Origin of the sequence: Helicobacter brantae (assembly GCF_003364205.1) — a bacterium.
Taxonomy (GTDB): domain Bacteria; phylum Campylobacterota; class Campylobacteria; order Campylobacterales; family Helicobacteraceae; genus Helicobacter_G; species Helicobacter_G brantae.
In genome coordinates, this window is the sequence record NZ_NXLV01000001.1 from 198,884 (window position 1) to 219,663 (window position 20,780).

The 20,780-nt window shown below is 38.9% G+C and carries 19 protein-coding genes; 7 read left to right on the forward strand and 12 right to left on the reverse strand.

Annotated elements, in window-relative coordinates:
• Positions 1-265: 265 nt before the first annotated feature.
• The 10 genes from CQA58_RS00905 to ccoG all read right to left on the reverse strand — a co-directional run bounded on the left by CQA58_RS00905 (position 266) and on the right by ccoG (position 10,083).
• A complete protein-coding gene (locus CQA58_RS00905) occupies positions 266-979 on the reverse strand; it encodes a hypothetical protein (RefSeq protein ID WP_115568824.1) in 714 nt (237 codons plus the stop codon).
• A gap of 173 nt (positions 980-1,152) precedes the next feature.
• Entirely contained in the window at positions 1,153-1,710 is a 558-nt protein-coding gene (locus CQA58_RS00910) for an acyltransferase (RefSeq protein ID WP_115568825.1), read from the reverse strand.
• Positions 1,707-2,657, reverse strand: a complete 951-nt coding sequence (locus CQA58_RS00915; protein WP_115568826.1) for a Gfo/Idh/MocA family oxidoreductase — start codon at positions 2,655-2,657, stop codon at positions 1,707-1,709. Before CQA58_RS00915 ends, CQA58_RS00910 begins: the two co-directional genes overlap by 4 nt.
• Positions 2,654-3,685 carry a GDP-L-fucose synthase family protein gene (locus CQA58_RS00920; protein WP_115568827.1) on the reverse strand — a complete coding sequence of 344 codons (1,032 nt, stop codon included), beginning with the start codon at positions 3,683-3,685 and terminating at the stop codon, positions 2,654-2,656. The genes CQA58_RS00915 and CQA58_RS00920 overlap by 4 nt, the downstream gene beginning before the upstream one ends.
• 5 nt (positions 3,686-3,690) lie before the next feature.
• Positions 3,691-4,674 (reverse strand): glycosyltransferase family 10 domain-containing protein, encoded by a 984-nt coding sequence (locus tag CQA58_RS00925; protein WP_115568828.1) that lies wholly within the window; start codon positions 4,672-4,674, stop codon positions 3,691-3,693.
• A 15-nt stretch (positions 4,675-4,689) separates the two neighbouring features.
• Positions 4,690-5,802 (reverse strand): GDP-mannose 4,6-dehydratase, encoded by a 1,113-nt coding sequence (gmd, locus tag CQA58_RS00930; RefSeq protein WP_115568829.1) that lies wholly within the window; start codon positions 5,800-5,802, stop codon positions 4,690-4,692.
• Positions 5,803-5,821: 19 nt separating this feature from the next.
• Positions 5,822-6,652, reverse strand: a complete 831-nt coding sequence (locus CQA58_RS00935; RefSeq protein ID WP_115568830.1) for a DNA ligase — start codon at positions 6,650-6,652, stop codon at positions 5,822-5,824.
• On the reverse strand, positions 6,633-8,018 hold the full coding sequence (locus CQA58_RS00940) for a mannose-1-phosphate guanylyltransferase/mannose-6-phosphate isomerase (protein ID WP_115568831.1): 1,386 nt from the start codon (positions 8,016-8,018) through the stop codon (positions 6,633-6,635). Before CQA58_RS00940 ends, CQA58_RS00935 begins: the two co-directional genes overlap by 20 nt.
• 10 nt (positions 8,019-8,028) lie before the next feature.
• Positions 8,029-8,733 carry an FkbM family methyltransferase gene (locus CQA58_RS00945; RefSeq protein ID WP_115568832.1) on the reverse strand — a complete coding sequence of 235 codons (705 nt, stop codon included), beginning with the start codon at positions 8,731-8,733 and terminating at the stop codon, positions 8,029-8,031.
• A gap of 12 nt (positions 8,734-8,745) precedes the next feature.
• The gene (gene ccoG, locus CQA58_RS00950; protein ID WP_245942727.1) at positions 8,746-10,083 is read right to left on the reverse strand and encodes a cytochrome c oxidase accessory protein CcoG; all 1,338 of its coding nucleotides are present in this window, start codon (positions 10,081-10,083) and stop codon (positions 8,746-8,748) included.
• A 96-nt stretch (positions 10,084-10,179) separates the two neighbouring features.
• On the opposite strand from ccoG, the gene CQA58_RS00955 reads away from it, so the two are divergent.
• The 7 genes from CQA58_RS00955 (at position 10,180) to CQA58_RS00985 (ending at position 18,261) form a co-directional block, all read left to right on the forward strand.
• Positions 10,180-11,232: an autotransporter outer membrane beta-barrel domain-containing protein gene (locus CQA58_RS00955; RefSeq protein WP_170126706.1), complete on the forward strand. Its 1,053-nt coding sequence runs from the start codon at positions 10,180-10,182 to the stop codon at positions 11,230-11,232.
• The gene (locus CQA58_RS00960; RefSeq protein ID WP_115568835.1) at positions 11,229-12,194 is read left to right on the forward strand and encodes a hypothetical protein; all 966 of its coding nucleotides are present in this window, start codon (positions 11,229-11,231) and stop codon (positions 12,192-12,194) included. Before CQA58_RS00955 ends, CQA58_RS00960 begins: the two co-directional genes overlap by 4 nt.
• Entirely contained in the window at positions 12,194-13,066 is an 873-nt protein-coding gene (locus tag CQA58_RS00965; protein ID WP_115568836.1) for a radical SAM protein, read from the forward strand. Before CQA58_RS00960 ends, CQA58_RS00965 begins: the two co-directional genes overlap by 1 nt.
• A 95-nt stretch (positions 13,067-13,161) precedes the next feature.
• Entirely contained in the window at positions 13,162-14,763 is a 1,602-nt protein-coding gene (locus CQA58_RS00970; RefSeq protein WP_115568837.1) for an ABC-F family ATP-binding cassette domain-containing protein, read from the forward strand.
• A gap of 55 nt (positions 14,764-14,818) precedes the next feature.
• Positions 14,819-16,366: a glutamine-hydrolyzing GMP synthase gene (guaA, locus tag CQA58_RS00975; protein ID WP_115568838.1), complete on the forward strand. Its 1,548-nt coding sequence runs from the start codon at positions 14,819-14,821 to the stop codon at positions 16,364-16,366.
• Between the two features lie 4 nt (positions 16,367-16,370).
• Positions 16,371-17,342 (forward strand): DpnII family type II restriction endonuclease, encoded by a 972-nt coding sequence (locus CQA58_RS00980; protein ID WP_115568839.1) that lies wholly within the window; start codon positions 16,371-16,373, stop codon positions 17,340-17,342.
• 4 nt (positions 17,343-17,346) lie between these two features.
• Positions 17,347-18,261, forward strand: a complete 915-nt coding sequence (locus tag CQA58_RS00985; protein WP_115568840.1) for a DNA-methyltransferase — start codon at positions 17,347-17,349, stop codon at positions 18,259-18,261.
• Between the two features lie 199 nt (positions 18,262-18,460).
• Here the strand turns inward: CQA58_RS00985 and CQA58_RS00990 are convergent, their stop codons facing one another.
• A complete protein-coding gene (locus CQA58_RS00990) occupies positions 18,461-19,690 on the reverse strand; it encodes a glutamate-5-semialdehyde dehydrogenase (RefSeq protein WP_115568841.1) in 1,230 nt (409 codons plus the stop codon).
• Positions 19,687-20,775, reverse strand: a complete 1,089-nt coding sequence (gene ispG, locus CQA58_RS00995; protein WP_115568842.1) for a flavodoxin-dependent (E)-4-hydroxy-3-methylbut-2-enyl-diphosphate synthase — start codon at positions 20,773-20,775, stop codon at positions 19,687-19,689. The genes CQA58_RS00990 and ispG overlap by 4 nt, the downstream gene beginning before the upstream one ends.
• Positions 20,776-20,780 lie beyond the last annotated feature (5 nt).

The following is a 20,780-nucleotide window of genomic DNA, read 5'->3' on the forward strand; positions in this document are numbered from 1 at the left end:
CTCTCTTTGTTTTTGGATAGATTGTTGCATTGCAAGGATATGTTTCCCCTTTGATGATATGAATTTTGAGTAGGTTTTCCCAATGAAATACACGATTTCTAATCACTTGAATAAGATTGGATTTAAGACATTAGAGAGATTTGTCTTTTTCCTTTGTTTCTGAAATCTAGTTTTCTAAGATTTAGCATATAGGCTTCACTTTGTGTTTTCTATCAATCCCACAAGTTCTCCAAACATAAGAGAGGGGATTTGGGGGATTATAAGGCTAGAAAAAGTGCTTATAGCCAAGAGAGAGGGTGTAGCTAAATGGGCTTTTCATAAAAAGCATAGGTGCAAAAGGAATTTCAGCAACCAAATCGATAAAACCTGTGGGCACACCGACTTGAAATCCTGTCCTTAGATTGCTAAAAATCCCATAAGAGTTGTGAGATAGGGCATCAAGGCTATCTTTTGCCTCTTGGAATGGAGAGAAGATTGCTACTCCTCCATTGATACCCAAAATCATTCCAAAACTACAATCCTCACTCTTGATAAAATCAAAGATTCCATCAACCCCTGCTGAAATCTCAACAGAAAGCCCTGAGTTGAATTTATCGGGAATTGGAGCTGAGAAAATAGGAGAGGAAAAATCAGACATATACACAAATCGCCCACGAAACATTGTCTGATAACCCACTTTCTCATAAGTGTATTTCTGCCACCCTCCCTCAATTGCTAAAGCATATTCAAGTGAATTGCCTACAAGCTCTTTTTTTGCAACTTCAAAAAATCTAGGATTAATCAGTGTAAGGCTTAAATCTCCCACCCCTGCCCCTATGCTAAAGCCAATAAAGTGTTTTTTCTTTTTCTCTTCTTCCTCTTCAAGTCTTCTTTCTTCTGCTGTCATTGTGGCTTCTTTGATTGCATTGATAGCCCAAAAAATTGCGTAAGATTGAGTGGTGTAAAGACATAGGAAAAAAATGGCAAATATTTTTTTCATTCACTACCTTTATTTTCTCAAGAGAATGTTTTATGCTTAGTTTCTCTTGAAAAGAGATTAAAAATTTTCTCTAAATAATCTTGGAATTTTATCGGATTTTCTAAGGCTAAGTCAAGAAAAAAGAGCCAAAATATGTAGAGAGAGCAGGTGGATTACAAAAAGTAATGCAAGTGTCAGCAAAAATCCTCTTGCTTATAGATACTCCCATCATAGCTATCTTTGGCAATCCCATTGACAAACTCTAGCCTCACCCCTCCCTTATCTAGCCAGCCAATGATTCTAGCAGGATTGCCTACGACAAGGGCGTGAGGGGGGATATCTTTGGTTACCACACTTCCTGCCCCCACAAGTGCATACTCTCCGATACTCACCCCACAAACAATAGTGCTATTAGCCCCTAGAGAGCAACCTTTTTTGAGCAATGTGGTTTTAAACTCATCGTGGCGATTGATAAAACTTCTAGGGTTTAAAACATTAGTGAAAACCACACTTGGGCCAATAAAGACATCATCTTCACACACTACGCCCTCATAAAGGCTGACATTGTTTTGCACTTTGACACCATTGCCGACTTTGACTTTGGGGCCAATGACACAATTTTGTCCAAAAGAGCAATTCTCTCCAATAATGCTATGGGGCAAAATATGACAGAAGTGCCAAATCTTGGTATTTGCACCGATTTGCACCTCTTCTTCTATGATAGAGCTTGGGTGGGAGAAAAACTTAGTCATTTTTGCAAAAATGGGTGAAGTGTTTGGCTATCTCCACTAGAGAGTGGGGCATTACGCAAAGCATAAACGACATTGATAGAGGGTTGAGCCTCAATCGCACTAAAGCCCCCACCACTAAATATATCTTGATAGCTTAGGGTATGCAAATCAGTAAATCCCTCACTAAACTCAAACTCTTCTTGATTGATTTTTAGGCTTCGATAGGTAGGTTTGCCACTTTCTTTGACTTCTTGGGGAAGAGTGGTGGCATCAACACTCAAAAACCAACGCACTCTAGCGTTTCTAAGCTCCAAAAATCCTGCCATAGTCTTCTCACTCTCAAAATACAACTCACTTGCCTTGCACTCTCCAAAAATCCAAAGTAACATATCAAAAAAGTGGATTCCAATATTACTTGCAATGCCCCCACTTTTGCTTTTATCCCCTTTCCAGCTTGTGAAATACCAGTTCCCTCGACTTGTAATATAGCTCAAATCAATATCATAAATATGGTTGGGGTGGGATTTGAGGTGGGCTTGCACACTTTCTTTGAGGGCAATGATTTTGGGGTGTAGGCGAAGTTGAAGGATATTATAAACCTTTTTGCCACACTCTTGCTCTAGGGAAAGGAGGGCATCAAGATTCCAAGGATTGAGAACCAAAGGCTTCTCACAAATTGCATCAGCTCCATTTCTTAAGGCATAGCGGATATGGGCGTCGTGAAGGTAGTTGGGAGAGCAGATACTAAAATAGTTTAGCCCCTTGCCCTCTCGCTTGAGTTTATCCACGTGGCGATCAAACCTCTCAAACTCGGTAAAAAAATGCGTATGAGGAAAATAGCTATCCATAATCCCTACACTATCGTGCTTGTCAATCGCACAAAGCACATCTCCACCGCACTCTTTTATCGCTCTTAAGTGGCGTGGTGCGACATATCCACCCACACCAATAACTGCAAAATTTTTCATTTTCTACTCCTTAAAAAGTCTTCATAGGTTTGCCTCACTCCCTCTTTGAGCGTAATGCTCGGCTTCCACCCCAAAGAGTTAAGCTTGGAGCAATCAAGCAATTTTTTCATCGTGCCATCAAGTTTGGAGGAATCAAAGGTGATTTCCCCCTCATAGCCTACAATCTCTTTGACAAGTAGAGCCAAGTCTTTGATAGTGATATCCTCTCCATATCCGATATTGATATGAGTATTTCTAATCTCTTCTTTGCCCTCTATCAAGTCTTTGAAATTGATATTTTGCATAATAAACACACAAGCCCTTGCCATATCTTTGGAGTGCAAAAACTCTCTTCTTGGATTGCCACTGCCCCAAAGCGTGATACTCTCTTGGGTGATATTGTGTTTTTGAAGAAGTGAGAGATCGCCAATTTCTTTTTGGATTTGCTCCAAGTTGTTTTCTCTAAGGAGTTTGCCTAAGTGAATCTTTTTGATAAGGGCAGGGAGGACGTGAGAGTTTTCTAAATCAAAGTTATCATTCTCTCCATAAAGATTTGTGGGCATTACAGAGAGGAAGTTTGTGCCATATTGGAGATTGAAACTCTCACACATTTTAAGTCCTGCGATTTTGGCAATTGCATAAGGCTCATTGGTGTATTCTAGCTCACTTGTAAGCAAGACGTCCTCACTCATCGGCTGAGGGGCATTTTTGGGATAAATACAGCTTGAGCCAAGAAAAAGGAGCTTTTTTACTCCATATTTGTAAGCTGAGTAAATCATCGCATTTTGAATGGCTAGGTTTTGATAGATGAAATCTGCTCTATAAGTGTTGTTGGCATAGATTCCCCCTACTTTTGCTGCACAGAAAAACACATACTCAGGCTTCTCTTTAGCAAAAAACTCTTCAACTTTGAGCTGATTGCTCAAATCAAGCTCACTATGGGTTTGAGTGATGAGATTGCTATACCCTTGGGCTTCTAGCTCGGATTTTATTGCAGAGCCTACAAGCCCACGATGCCCTGCAATGAAGATTTTTGAATCTTTGTTCATTTGTTTTATTTCTCCTTATCTAAAAAATTGACAATTCGTTTTTTTACAAAATTGATAGGGTGTGCTAAATCTTTGATATACATCAATCTTCTCTGTTTGTCTTGATAGGCTTTGCGTGTATTGGAAAGCACAATTTGTTTGCCTTGGGGGGGGGGGATAGAGAAAATATTATCAAAGAAATCTTCTAATTGCTTTTTATAAAACTCCTGTATATTTTCCTTGAGAAAAGCAGGTTCTTGCAGGATTTGCATATATAACTGATGATTTGAATGAACCTCTTTGATAAAATCCAGTGCCTCGCCAATAGAGGAGAAAGAGGAGAGATTGATATAGCTTTTTGGATTGATTAGATTGAGCTTTGAATCAAGTAGGGAGGGGTCTCCCCAATAGATTGGAATTGTTTTGGCGGCGAAAGCTTCTATAAGTTTTTCTGTGCAATAGCCAATAGATTGAGAATTCTCAAAAGCAATATTAAACTTATATTGCTTCAAAAATTCCATTTTATTTTCTACTTTTTTGCCTATATTGTTTCTAAATCCCCCTCCACTTGCAACAAAATCAATTTTGGATATTTCATCAAAAAAGCGTTCTCGAATTGGATCTGCATTCTTTCCATTACTCACCAAAAAACTACAAAAGCCACGATTTTTAATCTCGTCTTGATTAAAAATATGCTTCTTTTCAGCTTCTTTTAGTGCTTGAGTATATGTGAGAAAAAGTGGATACCTCAGATATCGCTTATCAAAATCAATATAATCAAATCCCATAGCATAATCATAGAGATTAAAATCGGGAGTTAGATTCTCTCCTGTAAAAAAGATTTTGGTGCAATTGAAGTTTAAATGATCAAAACCAAAGCAACTGCATAGTAGGTAGTCAGGATTTTTGCTCCTAACTACTTTGTATTTTTTTGATAAAAATTGAATAAAGTGGTTTTCTTCAAAATCATCATTCCACCAATCAATGATGTTTATCTTGATTTCTTTCATAGCAAAAAATTTATCTTACTCAAAATATCTCATAATCTTATGCCCACCATCTTGAAGATAGCGATCTTTTTTCATCAACGCCAAGTCTGATTTCATCATATCCTCTACAATATCTTGAAGTGTGTGTTTTGGCTCCCAGCCTAGCTCTCTCTTGGCTTTCTCAGGGTTTCCTAGCAAGAAATCCACTTCTGTGGGGCGGAAGTATTTTGGCGATACTGCGACAACTTCTTTGCCTATTTCTAGCTGATAATCAGGATTAGAGCAAGAAGCGATATAACCCCTCTCTTCAATTCCCTCTCCTCTAAACTCAATCTCAACCCCAATATAAGAAAACGCCATTCTCACAAAATCACGCACTTCTGTGCTAATCCCTGTGGCGATACAGAAATCTTGAGGTTTGTCTTGCTGAAGGATAAGCCACATTGCCTCTACATAGTCTTTGGCGTGTCCCCAATCCCTTTTGGCTGAGAGATTGCCTAGATAGAGTTTGTCTTGCAATCCTAAAGCGATTTTGCTTACAGCTCTTGTGATTTTTCTAGTAACAAAAGTTTCCCCTCTAATAGGGCTTTCGTGATTGAAGAGGATTCCATTGCACGCAAAGATATTGTAAGCTTCACGATAGTTGATTGTAATCCAATAAGAATAAAGCTTGGCACATGCATAAGGAGAGCGAGGATAGAAGGGAGTTTTCTCACTTTGTGGGACTTCTTGTACTAAGCCATATAGCTCACTTGTTGAGGCTTGATAGATTTTTGTCTTTTTCTCTAGTCCTAAGATTCTAATCGCTTCAAGCAATCTTAATGTCCCAATACCATCGGCATTTGCCACATACTCAGGCTCTTCAAAGCTCACTGCCACATGACTCATTGCTGCAAGGTTGTAAATCTCATCAGGTTGCACTTCTTGAATGATACGGATAAGGTTTGTGCTATCAGTCAAATCCCCGTGGTGCAAGATAAACTTCACATCACTCTCGTGTGGATCTTGATAGAGATGATCGATTCTATCGGTGTTGAAAAGCGAAGTTCTTCTTTTGATCCCATGCACTTCATAGCCTTTCTCAAGTAAAAATTCAGCCAAATATGCACCATCTTGTCCTGTAATTCCTGTAATTAAAGCTTTTTTCATTTTCTCTCCTTGTATGGGGTTATTCCTCTTCTCTTATTCGCAAAAAGATAGGAAATTTGGGCAAACCTTTTTTAGTCAGTCCAAAATATTTATAAGTGATAATTGTGCCAAGTTTTGGAGGATTTTTTCTAAAATCTTCACTCATTCCACTGCCGATTTTAAAAGTTTTGTTTTTATCTTGGCAGATGATAGAGCCGACTTGACTAGCAAATTTTCCCTCTCCTTGAGTGTAGGAGAGGATTTTGCACTCTCTATCCAGATAGGCTTTGAGCTTCATTGCCTTTTTGCTTCTGCCTGTGTAATAAGACTCGTTTTTATCTCTCAGCACCAAGCCCTCACCCCCTAACTTTGTGATTGCATCAAGTTTTTGCATTAGCTCTTTGCTATCACTTACTTGGAGTTGAGGAATGATTTGGATAAATGGAGCAGGGTGGGTGGAGAGATAGCTCTCTAGCACTTCCAATCTTTGCAAAATCCCACCCTTTTGATTAGGCACTTCAAAGATATAAAACTTTAGCTTCTCCCAATTTTTTGGATTTTTGCTTGATTTCACAATTGAGGCAATCCCTTCAAAATCCCCTCTTTTGCTCCACAGCTCCCCCTCAATAGCAAAAGGAGGGAAGTTTTGAGTAAAAAATGAAGGAGGAGATAGCCTTTTGCCTCCTCTGCTATAAAGCACCTCTCCATCCCAATAGGCTCGGACTCCATCAAGTTTTTCACTATAAAGATAATTTTGTGCATTTTTTTCAAAAGCTTTAGAATCAAAGTTTTGAAGTAGCCACAGCTCCCTAGCATTGCAAAAGAGACAAAGCAGTAGAGCAAGAAGCACTCTAGGCACGATGATAATCATCCTCAATTCTTACAATATCATCTTCCCCTACATAATCCCCCACTTGCACCTCAATCATCACCAAATCCATTTGCCCTGGGTTTTCAAGGCGATGAGGAGTCCCCATAGGAATATAGGTGGATTGATTTTTTTGCAAAAAGATTTCTCTCTCCCCAATTTTTACAAGTGCAGAGCCACTGACGATGATCCAATGCTCATTGCGATGAAAGTGTTTTTGCAAACTCAATCGCTTTTGAGGGAGAACGATGATTTTTTTGATTTTGTAGTTTGCACTCTCTTCTAGCACCTCATAACTTCCCCAAGGGCGATAGGTGAGGGGGTGGGTGAGGGTAGAGGGGTGAGAGTGAGATTTGAGGGTATTGACAATATCTTTGATTTCTTGTGTGCGTCCATTTTGGGCGATAAGCAAGGCGTCTTTGGTGTCAATGATTGTGAGATTTTGCACCCCAATGGTAGCAATTGGTTTGTTTGCGATGATAAAATTATCATTGCTTTCTTTGGAGTAAAGCTCTGAAGTGCTGATATTTCCCTCACTATCAGCTACAAATTCTTCTTTTAGACTATCAAAGCTCCCCACATCATTCCAATCAAACTCACCTTTTACCATTGCGATTTTTTGAGTTTTCTCCATCAATGCATAATCAATGCTGATTTTGGGAATCTCACTCATATGAGTGAGCCAAATGTAGTTTTGCTCTCTTTCTGATTTTTCATAGACTTCTTTTGCCTTCTCTAGTAGCTCACTTGCATAAATCTTGCACTCTTCAAGCAAACTTTGAGCTTTGAAGCAAAACATTCCACTATTCCAAAAATACTCTTTGCTCTCAAAATACTCTCTAGCTCTCTCCAAAGCAGGTTTCTCATAAAAACCTAGCACCTCATTGCCTTTGGAGTGGATATAGCCATAGCCTGTATGAGGAGAGGTGGGAGTGATTCCAAAAGTGATGATTTTCCCCTCTTTTGCTAGGTTTAGAGCTTCTTGAATGCTTTGAGAGAAAAGCGTAAGGTTATTGATGATGTGATCACTTGGGACAACAAGGACAAGCTCCTCAGGATTGGAACTCAATGCACTCAAAACCACAGCCCCTGCTGTATCTCTTGGAGAGTCTTCAAGCAAATAGGAGCTAATAGGGATTTGCAAATCTTTGGCTTCTTGCTGAATGAGAAAATAATGCTCTTTATTGGTAATCACGCCAATCTCCCCCTCTATTTGAAGCTCTTTTAGAAGATCGCTAGAGCGTTTGAGGGTTTTTTGAAAAAGGGTTTCGCTATGAGCAAAGAGTGGGACAAACTGCTTGGGCAGTGAATCTCTTGAGAGAGGCCAAAGCCTCGTGCCTGAACCCCCACAGAGAATAAAGATTTTCATTTGCTTACTCCTAGTTTTTATCTCTCAAAATAATTGTATTGAAAGTTTTTGCAAAAACTTCGTAATCTTGAGAGGAGAGAAAAAGATAGACTTCTGAATGTAAAAATTCCTTGATACCCCCCCCCCCTAGAGATTCTACAAGCAAAATCTTTGGGCGATATTTTTGCCAATCATTGCTTTTTAAAACTTCAAAGTCTAATCCCTCAACATCAACACTCAAAAAATCAATTTGTTGATTTTTGGGGAGATATTGGTCAAGAATATCTTTAAGTGATTTGATTTGAATTTGAATCTTTTTAATTAGTGTAAATTCTGGATTTTTTAGGATTTCTTGAATGCGACTTGCATCAAAAGTATTGAGTGCAGGTTCGTTAAAAATATGGTAGGTAAGCTCCCTATCACTTTCTCCAATAGGAATTTCCAAGTTAATATCTCTTGGGCGATATTTTTTGAAGAGCTTCATACTTTCAGGCATTGCATCAAGGTTAATGCCTCTCCACCCTTTTTTGTAGAATAAATAGGTGTTTGAAAATCTAAAGGGGTGATGAGCTCCTACATCAACATAAAACCCCTTTTTTTGTCGCTCAAAGATTCTTTTCAAAATCAAATCTTCCCCCTCTTGGGAAAAAGATTGTGTAGAGTAGAGTTTGAGGGTATTTTTTGTCCATTGATAAATTTTTTTTACAAATGGAATCTTTTTTAAAACTTGTTTCATTCTAATACTCCTTTAGTGTTTATGTGGATAGATAAAGACGCTTTCTTTTTGGATAGAGAGGTTAGGGTCTTGGGTTGAGTAGAGTTTGAGTGTGAAAGGGATAGATTTATCGTGATCTTTGACTTCAAGCTTTTTGTCATACTCTAGCACCAAAATCACTCGTTTCTTTTCTTTGGCATTGATAGAAAACTCGCCTTCAGGTCGCAGGATTTTTATATCTTGATTTTGCAACACTGAGAGGGAAAAATTTTGATCCTTTGGTGTGGCATTCTCAATAAACAATACATATTCATTGCTGACTTTTCCATTTTTGTGGATTGTGTAGAGTGAAGTAGGGCGAGTGATATTTAAAAGCACATCATCTTTTTTGCTCCCCATAAAGGTAGCTAGGATAATAGAGAGAGCCAAAATCAGCATATACCCAATCGTTTTGGGGCGGATATAACGCACTTTTGAGTGAGTCTGAAGGGCGTTGTTGCTACTCCAATTTACAAGTGTAGGCAAACTTCTCTCTCCCATAACCTTACTACAAGCATCAACACACTCTAGGCAGTTGATACATTCAAGTTGCATACCTGCACGAATATCAATATGAGTGGGGCAAACCTTGACACATTTTTGGCACTCAATACACTCACCTTGAGGATCTCTAAGTCTCAAGGATTGATGAAACTTCTCCCCATTGTCTTGATAAATCGCTCCACCTCTTCTCTGATCATAAATCACAGTTTGTGTGTCATTATCATAAAGCACACTTTGCACCCTAGAATATGGGCAAACATAGATACAAAAATTCTCTTTTAAAAGAGTGATATCAAGTGTGAAAAATGTTCCGATACTTAGCCAAAACCCTAGCAAAACCAAATGATCTTTGGGGTGAGAGAGGTAAGAGAAAAAATCATAAGGAGGCACAAAATAGAAAAGCAAAACAGCACTAGCACTAAAGGTGCAAAGAGAGATGAGGACAATAGAGCAAAGTTTTTTGAGCTTATTGATTGGAGTGCTTAAATCAGGAGCTTTTTGCTTATTGCTAATTTGTGTAAGTCCAAAGATTTTCCCCTCAATCAAATCACGATAAATCACTCTAAAGATTGTCTGAGGACAACCCCAACCACACCACACACGCCCCAAAAGGTTTGTGGCAAAAAACACACCCACAAAGAGCAAAATCAATAAAAAAGGCAAGACAAAAAGCTCTTGGATATTGAAAACTGCTCCAAGCAAGTGAAACTCTTTTCTATCAAAAGAGAGCAAAAAAAGTTGATTTCCATTGATTTGGATAAATGGAAGCAACACGACACAAAAAGTGATGATTAGATAGGTAATATAGCGTTTTGAACGATATGTCATCATTGATCCTTATATAATAAATTGGCAATTTCATTCCTTTGGAACAAAATTAGCTAGAATTATATAACTTTAATTTGAGTAGAGAGAAGGTTTTTGTTGTTTAAGAGAGGATTTCTAAGTTTAATATTCTTTTCCTTTTGTTATGCAGAGATTTCTAGCGATTATGCACAGACTCTTTATACAATCTTGCAATCTCAATATAACATTTACAAAATCCACTCCACCACGCTTTTCTCACGAGTAGGGGAGCTGAGAGGTTTGCAACTTCCCAATGGTTTGTGGGTAAATGAAAGCTTTGGATTCCTCTCTCATCAAAGCACAGATCATATCCTCAAAGTCAAAGAGAGCTATAATGACTTGATTTTGGGGCTTGATACCTCTTTTGATGTGATTGGAGGGAAGGTGTTTTTGGGTGGGAGTTTTAATGCCATAGTCGCAGATGAGAGAACAAGACTTTATCAAAACACTCAAGAGAGCTACTCAACCACTGCTTATCTCTCCTATCTTGGAGATAGTCAGCTCTTTTTTGATGTGTATGCCAAATACTTTTATAACGCAGGAGAATACACTTTTCAAAACTCGCCTATTGCTTCAAAAATTCAAAGCCTAAACTCTCACAATTTCTTACTTGGAGCAGATATAGGACAGCGTTTTGCATTGATGTTTTCAATCTCGCAAAGCTTTATTTTTTGGGAACCAAGTTTGCAGATTTATACAGGATATTTGCCTAGACAAGTCTTCTATCTCCCAAGTGGAGTGAGTGGGAGAATGGCTCATCAGATTCCTTTTGCACTTGATTTGAGAGTGGCATTTGGAAAAGAGTTTAACTCCAAATATCTAGGAGATATTAAGGGGGGAATCTCTTTTGGCTATGATAATCGTATCGGAGGGAATATCGCAATAGGCGATGGGACAAGCTCTCAAGGATTGTCTGCCAAAAGTGATATGAGATTGGGACTATTTTTGGAATCAGATTTTGTCTATAACAAAAACTTCAGATTCTTTTTTAGAAGTGAGAGCAGTTTTTTTGGAGATTTAAACATTGTATATAAGGCAAGTTTAGGCTTTAGATTTAGCTTTGGAAAAATCTTACAGCAATCTTTGAAGAAAGCCAATGATCTTAATTGGCAAGATGAGAGTTTGCAATGAGAAAGCTCTCCCTCTTTTTTCTTTTATTTTTGGGGGTTGTGTGGGCTGAACGCTCCCCATTGTTTTTGCAACTCAAGATTATGAGTTTGGAGCAAATGCTTCAGAGAAAACATATTGAGCAAATGCATTTCCAATCACTCTCAAGCTGGAGGGTTTGGGGGCTAACTCATCTTGGCGTGAAGCAAACCTTTATCGGAGATGGGAGCAACTATACAGCAATCTTGCCTCAAATAGGGGCTGATAAAGAGCTTTTATTTGATGGCTCATCTCTTTTTGTAGGGGGTGATATCAATGCTGATATTACCTCACCCTCTTATGGAGATTACAATCTCTCAGGCTATGGCTATGGGGTAGGGGGATATGCAATGTGGGTGGCAGAGAGTGGGTGGTTTGCCAATCTCTCAGTCAAAATGGCTCAAATCTTCTTGGAGCTTGATTCTCAAAAGTTTAATAACACAATGTGGCTTTTTGATATGGGAGGAGGGAAGACTTTTTTTCTCCCACAAGAGTATTATCTAAGAGCGTCATTTAATTTTGGTACAGGGGTATTATTTGATAGTAAAATCACTCTCTCAAACCTCACTCAAATTATGAATCCTGCTATCCCTTTCTCGCTTCTTGGAAGATTTTCTATCGGCAAACAAATAGGCAAACAAGATATTAGAATTGACATTGATTCTTTATATGAAAATTATGCAGGGGGAAGGGTAACAAGTGAGCTTCACAGTGGAGGGCTAGAGGTGGCAAAGCCCAAAGGAAGCTATGATTTAAGGCTTTCAATCCACTATGATGTCAATCTCTTTGAGGGTGGGGCGTTTTATACTTATGCAGATTTTAGCACTCTCAATCTTGAAGTAATGGCAGGGATTGGGTTTAGAATGGAGTTTGGTGTGAAAGAAGAAGTTTTGCTCAAATATCCCAAAATCCGACTAAAAAAACTCCCAAATACTGATATTAAGTAATGCTCAAAATTCAAGAAATCCAAACCAAAAGCATACTTTCTAAAACTAATCTTCCTATAGGGGATTACTCAGCAAACCCTTATACAGGTTGCACTTTTGCGTGTAAGTATTGCTATGCGTGTTTTATGAAAAGATTTAGCAATCACCCTGAAGTGTGGGGAGAGTTTTTAGATGTGAAGTATTGGCAACCTTTGAAAAACACTCAAAAATATGCCAACAAAGAGCTTTTCATCGGCTCAGTAACTGATCCTTACAATCCCCAAGAGAGGACATATCAACGCACAAAAGCACTTCTTGAAGAGCTTAAAGATAGTGGGATAAAGCTTAGCATTGCTACAAAGTCAGACTTGATACTTAGAGATTTGGAGTTGATAAAAAGTTTTAAAAATCCTAGAGTGTCTTTCTCAATCAATACTTTAGATGAGAACTTTAGAAGAGATATGGATAGAGCAGTGCCGATAAAAAGGCGACTTGAAGCGATGAGGATACTCTATAATGAAGGAATTACCACAACTTGTTTCATCTCTCCTATCTTCCCACAAATCACTGATATAGAGGCGATTATCAATGAAGCTCAGAGCTATTGTCATTTTATTTGGCTTGAAAACCTCAATCTTAGAGGAAGCTATAAACCTGTGATTATGGAGTATATCCGCACTAAATACCCCAAACTCCTCCCCCTCTATCAAGAGATTTACACTCAAGGCAAGAAAAACTATTGGCAGTGGTTAGATTCAAAACTCAAAGCATTTGCAGAGAGCAAGGGGCTAGAGTATGTCTATAATGATGATACCCTCACCCCACGCTCTAAGCCTATCATAGTCAATTATTTTTATCACGAGCTAATCAAGAAAAATGCCAAAGTGATTTAGAGGGAGAGAATCAAAAAGAATGGGGGATTTGAGATTGAAATAATCTCTAAAATAATCTATAATCTCCCCTTAGAAACTTCCCTTAAGGACTAGAAATGTTACAAACGATCAATCTCACAATGCGTTATGCGACAAAAAAACTCTTTGAAAATGTCAATATCAAGCTTGATAGTGGCAAAAGATATGGACTTATTGGTGCAAATGGTGCAGGAAAATCCACATTGCTAAAAATCCTTAGTGGAGAGTATGAGGCAAGTAGCGGAGAGGTTGTCATCAATCCAAATGCTCGTCTTGGAGTGCTAGGGCAAAATCAATATGCATTTGAAGACTTGAGCCTCAAAGACGCTGTGCTTATCGGAAATAAGCGACTTTATGAGGCAGTCAAAGAAAAAGAGAAGCTCTATATGGAGGGGGATTTGAGCGATGAAAAAGTCAATGAAAGACTAGGAGAGCTTGAAATCATCTGTGCTGAAGAAGATCCGATGTATGAGTATGATGTGGTGATTGAGAAGATTTTGCAAGATTTGGGATTCCCAAGCTCTCAACACGATGAGCTGATGAGCACACTCACAGGGGGAGATAAGTTTAAAATTTTGCTTGCTCAAGTGCTTTTCCCCAAACCTGATATTCTCTTCCTTGATGAGCCTACAAACAACCTTGATTTGGCTTCAATTTCTTGGCTAGAAGAGAATCTTAAGCGACACGAGGGGACAATGGTGGTCATCAGCCACGATAGACACTTCCTCAATGAGGTTTGCACCCATATTTTAGATGTGGATTTTGGAGGGGTGAGAGAGTTTAGTGGAAATTATGATGATTGGTATATTGCCTCCACCCTTATCGCCAAACAACAAGAAGCAGAGCGAAACAAAAAGCTCAAAGAAAAAGAAGAGTTAGAAAACTTCATCGCTAGATTTTCAGCCAATGCAAGTAAAGCCAAACAAGCCACTTCACGCCAAAAGCAACTTGAAAAACTTGACATTCAAGCCCTAGCCGTGAGCTCAAGAAGAGATCCAAGCATTGTTTTTAAACCTAAGAGAACCATTGGAAATGAGGCTTTGGAGTGCGAGGGGATTAGCCACTCTTATGGGGATAAAAAAGTGCTAAATAATGTCAGCTTGAAAATCCTGCCAGGGGATAAGATTGCACTCATTGGTGCAAATGGTGTGGGAAAAAGCACATTGTGTAAAATCCTAGTTGAAGAGCTTAAGCCTGATAGTGGAAGCGTGAAATGGGGTGCGACAACCCAAAGAGGATACTTCCCTCAAAATGTAAGTGAGGAGATTAAAGGGGAAGAAACGCTTTATGAGTGGCTAAGAAGCTTTGATAAAAAAGCCGATAGCAATGAGATTCGATCTAATCTAGGAAGAATGCTCTTTAGTGGAGAGGAGCAAGAGAAAAGTATCAATGCTCTAAGTGGAGGAGAGAAGCATAGAATGGTATTAAGCAAACTAATGCTTGAGGGTGGAAACTTTTTAGTCCTTGATGAGCCTACCAATCACCTTGATCTTGAGAGCATTATCGCTTTGGGTGAGGCGTTGTATAAATTTAATGGCAATGTGATTTGTGTAAGCCACGATAGGGAGCTTATCGATGCGTATGCTAATCGAATCATTGAGCTAAAGTTTGGAGAGAATGGGGCAGAGGTGATTGACTTTAGGGGGAGCTATGAGGAGTATTTGGAGAAAAATAAGTAGGGAAAACTCCAAAGATTCCCCTATAATTTGAGTAATTATTTTTAAAAGGTGTGAAATGAATCAAGTTGAAATTTTGGTGCTAGATTTTGGGAGTCAATACACTCAGCTTATCGCTAGAAGATTGCGAGAATATGGGGTTTATACAGAGATTGTGCCTTATTTTGAAAAGCTAGAGGATATCAAAGCTAGAGCTCCTAAGGGGATTATCCTTAGTGGTGGGCCTGCAAGTGTGTATGAAGAGGGGGCATACAAGCCCGATAGTGGCGTGTTTGCTCTAGGTGTGCCAGTGCTTGGAATCTGCTATGGAATGCAATATATTGCTGATTTTTTTGGGGGGAGTGTAGTGAGGGCTGAGGAGCAGGAGTTTGGAAAGGCAGAACTTGAGATTATCCAAGCCAAAGGGGTGCTAGAGGGGATAAAAAATAAAAGCATTGTGTGGATGAGCCACGCTGATAAGGTAGAGAAAATCCCTGAGGGCTTTGTAGAACTAGCCAAAAGTGGCAATACACATTATTGTGCAATTGCTGATTTTGAGAGAAAGATTTATGCGATTCAATACCACCCAGAAGTCGTGCATAGCGAGTGTGGGGGAGAAATGCTCAAAAATTTTGCAGTGAATATCTGTGGAGCAAAGACAAGTTGGAATATGCACAATTTTGCTGAGAGTGAGATTGCCAAACTTCGTGAGATTGCCAAAGATGGCAAGGTGCTTTGTGCTGTGAGTGGGGGAGTGGATAGCTCTGTGGTGGCGACATTGCTCTATCGTGCTATTGGAGAGAGGGTGATTCCTGTCTTTGTCGATCACGGACTTTTGAGGGCTGATGAGAGAGAGGCAGTAGAGGCAATGTTTAGAGAGAATCTAGGCGTGCCACTCATCACCGTGGATGCTAGGGAGATTTTCTTAGGTAAGCTAAAGGGTGTGAGAGATCCTGAAGTGAAGCGAAAAATCATCGGAGAGACATTTATTGAGGTGTTTGAAGCTGAAGCCAAAAAGCACAATGCCAATGGAGAGATAAAATTCCTAGCTCAAGGCACGCTCTATCCTGATGTGATTGAATCTGTGAGTGTCAAAGGACCAAGTAAGACGATCAAATCTCATCACAATGTAGGGGGATTGCCTGATTGGATGAAGTTTGAACTCATTGAGCCACTCAGAGAGCTATTCAAAGATGAAGTGAGGGCATTAGGAAGAGAGCTTGGAATGCCTGAATCTATGCTAATGCGACACCCTTTCCCAGGGCCAGGACTTGCTATAAGGATTATGGGGGAAGTCAATGAAGAGGATTTGGAGCTTCTTAGAAGGGCTGATCGAATCTTCCTTCAAGAGCTTCACTCTAGTGGGTATTATGACAAGGTATGGCAGGCGTTTTGTGTGCTTCTCAATGTCAAGAGTGTGGGTGTGATGGGAGATAATCGCACCTATGATAATACAATCTGTGTAAGAGCAGTGGAAGCACTAGATGGAATGACAGCGACTTTTGCTCATCTCCCTCACGACTTGCTAGAGAGGATTTCTAATCGCATTATCAATGAAGTGGAGGGAATCAATCGCGTAGTGTATGACATCACAAGCAAACCCCCAGGCACGATTGAGTGGGAGTAGGAGAATGGATAAAAGATACAAAACGGTTATAGAGAAGAATTCTTTCTTTTTTTCGAATCCTGTTTTTGAGGAAAAATATGAGGCACATACAATACAAGTCCTAAAAACATTAATTTACAATCTTAAGAACAATATCGCCAACGATGGAAGCAGGGAGGAGGTGTTTGTGAGTTTTATTGTGAAAAATGAACTAGGACTTGAAGCTCTGCTTGTTCTCAATGGTTTGGCCAAAGAAAATTTAAAACGTATTATTACGCTCGCAAGAGCTGTGAGAGATGAAGAGTTATCTAAGCTTTTATATTTAAATGAATGGGAAAAGTCAAAAGATGATGAGGATATAAAAGAATGGAGTGATGAAAAAATAAAGAGAACAATCAGAGAGAATGGTTGGTTTGCTATGGGCATTATCAATTTATTTTTTTATGGTTCATCCAATTTATTTTTGGCCAATACTCTTCCATTGTTTGAATTAAATAAACTAAGTATTGCAAAAATTAATTTTGATGTATCGGCTATGTATGATACTTTAATTAGATATCGACAAAAAGGAAGCTATGCTGCAGAATCTGAAAATAATCCAGAGAAGGTAATTGAAAAAATATTGCTTGCCCTTAATTTGAGTTATGAAAAAGGAGATTTACCAATTTTGGCAGAAAGAGAACCAAATCGTAAACGCACTATGGATTTTATTATTCCAAACAAGGACAATCCTATACTTATTATTGAATCTTCATATCTTAGTACAACAAGTTCTGGGATGGGAGATAAAGCTAAGACAGAAATAAGTGTTTCTGAACTAATAAAAAAATATTATAAACAAACTAGATTTTTTGGCTTTGTCGATGGAATTGGTTGGTATGTGAGAAAAAAAGATATGGCAAGAATATGTAGTGCTTTTGATGATGTATTTACATTTCATAGGGATGAACTTCTCAGATTTGAAAGAGAATTGAAAGATATTTTTGGACTCAAATAGTTTTATGAATAAAGATTTGCCTATCAATCAAATTTTACAAGGCGACTGTCTTGAATTATTTAAAAAAATTCCAAGCGAATCTGTTGATTGTGTTTTTGCCGATCCCCCATTTAATCTAAAAAAAAAATATAATTCTCATATAGATAATTTGAGAGAAGAAGAGTATCTAGAATGGTGCCAAGAATGGATTCGGGAATGTGTGCGTATTTTAAAGCATGATGGTTTTTTATTTTTACATAATATTCCAAGATGGCTAACTTGTTATTCTAGTTTTCTTAATAAAAGTATGTATTTTAGACATTGGATTAGCTGGGAAGCAATGACTGCACCAATGGGAAAAACACTGCAACCTGCTCATTATGGTATTTTATTTTATTCAAAAAATAAAGATTGTAAACGTTTTAATGAGATTCGATATCCACATAAAAGAGATCGGAATGGAAGATTAATTAAGGATTATGGAGGAAAAAAACACCTTTTACATCCATATGGCCCATTGTGCTCAGATGTGTGGACAGACATTCATCGAATTCGTCATTCAAAAAATAGAGACGAGCATCCATGTCAACTTCCTATTCATTTATTGGAAAGAATAATTCTGATGAGTACAAATGAGGGAGATATTGTTCTAGATCCCTTTATGGGTACAGGTACAACGGCGTTAGCTGCAAAGAGATTGGGGAGAAATTTTATTGGTTTTGAAAAAGATATTGTTTATCATGAAATTGCATGCAATAAGCTTGACAATGAATGGCATATCTCTAAGATTGGTAATGTATGGTGTAGCTCTTATCTTAATGAAATCATCACTATAAGAGATTGTGATTGGAATCAGATTAGTGTTTATTTTCAAATTCCTGACGATGTAAAAGAAATTGATCGACAAAAAATTAGATTGCAATGCAAAAATGTCTTATAGTGTTAATTTCCTACAAACCCAAAAATGAGATTTCTCCTCTCACTTCACTCAAAGTTTGAGGATTGATTCTTTCACCAAACTCAACTTTCCTCGCCCCTACAATCCAAGCTTTTGGTTTGATTGCTTTGAGAAATCCACTGATTTTTCTCCAAAAAAATGATAAAAATATCAACAAAACAGTATTTGCAAGAAAGCTTCACTACCCCCTCACTTGCCAATCCCCATAGATTTTGTATTTGTAAGTTACCAATCCCTCTAGCCCCACAGGCCCTCTTGCGTGGAGTTTGTTGGTAGAGATTCCAATCTCAGCACCAAAGCCAAATTCCCCTCCATCGCTAAACCTTGTGGAAGCATTGAGATACACACAAGAGGCATCAATCTCATTTAGGAATTTCTCAGCACTTCTTATATCCCTTGTAAGAATGCCCTCAGAGTGCTTAGAGCCATAGGTGTTGATATGCTCTATTGCACTCTCCAAATCCTCTACTATGGCTATATTGAGGATATTATCGCCATATTCCTTGCTAAAGTCCTCGCTCTCCAAATCCTCCACCCTCTCAGGAAGAAGTTCTTGCACACCTTGAGAAGCCTTGATTTGAGTGCCTTTCTCTTTGAGGGCAGAGTAGAGCAGTGGCAAAAGGCTAGGGGCGATGTCTTTGTGGATAAGCAAAGTTTCAATAGAATTGCAAGTGGAGGGGCGTTGGGTTTTGGCATTGATAACTATTTTTATAGCTTCTTCAAGAAGTGAATCTTTGTGGATATAGAGATGACACACCCCTTTGTCGTGCTTGAGTGTAGGGATTGTTGCATTTTGAGAGATAAAAGAGATTAGCCCCTCTCCACCTCGAGGGATAAGCAAATCAATATATTTGTCTTGCTTGATAAACTCTAGCACACTCTCCCTAGAGTAATCTTGCAAAACACTAATGCACTCACTAGGAAGAGAAAACTTCTTAAGGGTATCTTGCAAAATTTTGGCAATACTCATATTGCTCTCTTTTGCCTCTTTGCCTCCTTTGAGGATACAGACATTTCCACTCTTGAAGCACAAAGAAGCACTATCGCTTGTTACATTGGGGCGTGATTCATAGATGACTCCTATCACTCCAATTGGCACACTCACTTTCTCTATCCTAAGCCCACTCTCACTCTGCCATCCCTTAAGGATTTGCCCCAAAGGATTGGGAAGTGAGGCAATCTCTTGGACACTCTTTGCCATAAGCTCAATTTTACTCTCATTCAAAGCTAGTCGCTCCCTCATTGCCACACTTAGATGGGTGGCATTCTGTAAATCTAGGGCATTGGCTTTGAGGATAGAATCCTTGCAAGATAAAAGATTGTCTGCCATTGCGTTAAGCGCTTGGACTTTGAGAGAGTGAGAGGTTTGCTCTAGGATATATCGTGCTTGTTTGATTTTCTCAAAATTCATTTATTTTCTCCCATTTCATTGGCAAGTTGTTGCACTTCAAAGACAAATTTCTCCAATAATTCATTTTCTTTAAATTTCCCCAAAATCTTCCCACCTTTGATAATCAATCCATCGTGGTTTCCAAATGCGATTGCGATATCGGCGTGTTTTGCCTCTCCTAGTGCATTGACAGCACAACCCATTACGCTTACCTGCATTGGAGTTTTGATATGTTTGAGGCGTTTTTCTACTTCTTTGACCATACTCACCAAATCTGCTTCAATCCTCCCACAAGTCGGACAAGACACGATACTCACGCCCTCTTTTAGTCTTCCGCTATATCGCAAGATATTGCGTGCGACATTGACTTCTTCTTCTAGCTCTCCTGTGATAGATACCCTCATTGTATCTCCTATCCCCTCCAAGAGAAGATTCCCTAGTGCCATTGAGCTTTTTATCATTGAGTGAGGTAATGTCCCTGCTTCAGTTACACCTAAATGAAAGGGGTAGATAATGCCACTTTGAGCCAAAAGCTTATAGGCTTCTATGGTGCGAATCACATCACTAGCTTTGAGCGATACCTTAATATCTGTGAAATCAAAGTCTTCTAAAAGCTTGATATTGTAGAGGGCAGATTGCACCATTCCTTGAGGTGTGGCACCATATTTTTCTTCAAATTGCTTCTCTAGACTTCCACCATTAACGCCGATTCGGATAGGAATCCCTCTTTGCTTACACGCTTCAACTACGGCTTTTATCCTATCTTTGCTTCCGATATTCCCAGGGTTTATGCGAATTGCATCGACACTCTCAGAAGCGATGAGGGCGAGTTTGTATCTGAAGTGAATGTCTGCGACGATTGGGAGAGGGGAGTGGGCTTTGAGTTCTTTGAGGGCGTGAGCGTCCTTTTCATCACTCACTGCCACCCTTACGATATCACACCCTGCCAAAGCTAAGCGATTGATTTGCTCTAGTGTGGCTTGAGTATCGCAAGTTTTTGAGAAAGTCATACTTTGGATAGAAATAGGCGAATCTCCACCGATTGGGACATTACCGACATATATGGTTTTGGTTTTGCGTCTGCTAAAGTGAGTAATTTTTTCCATTTTTT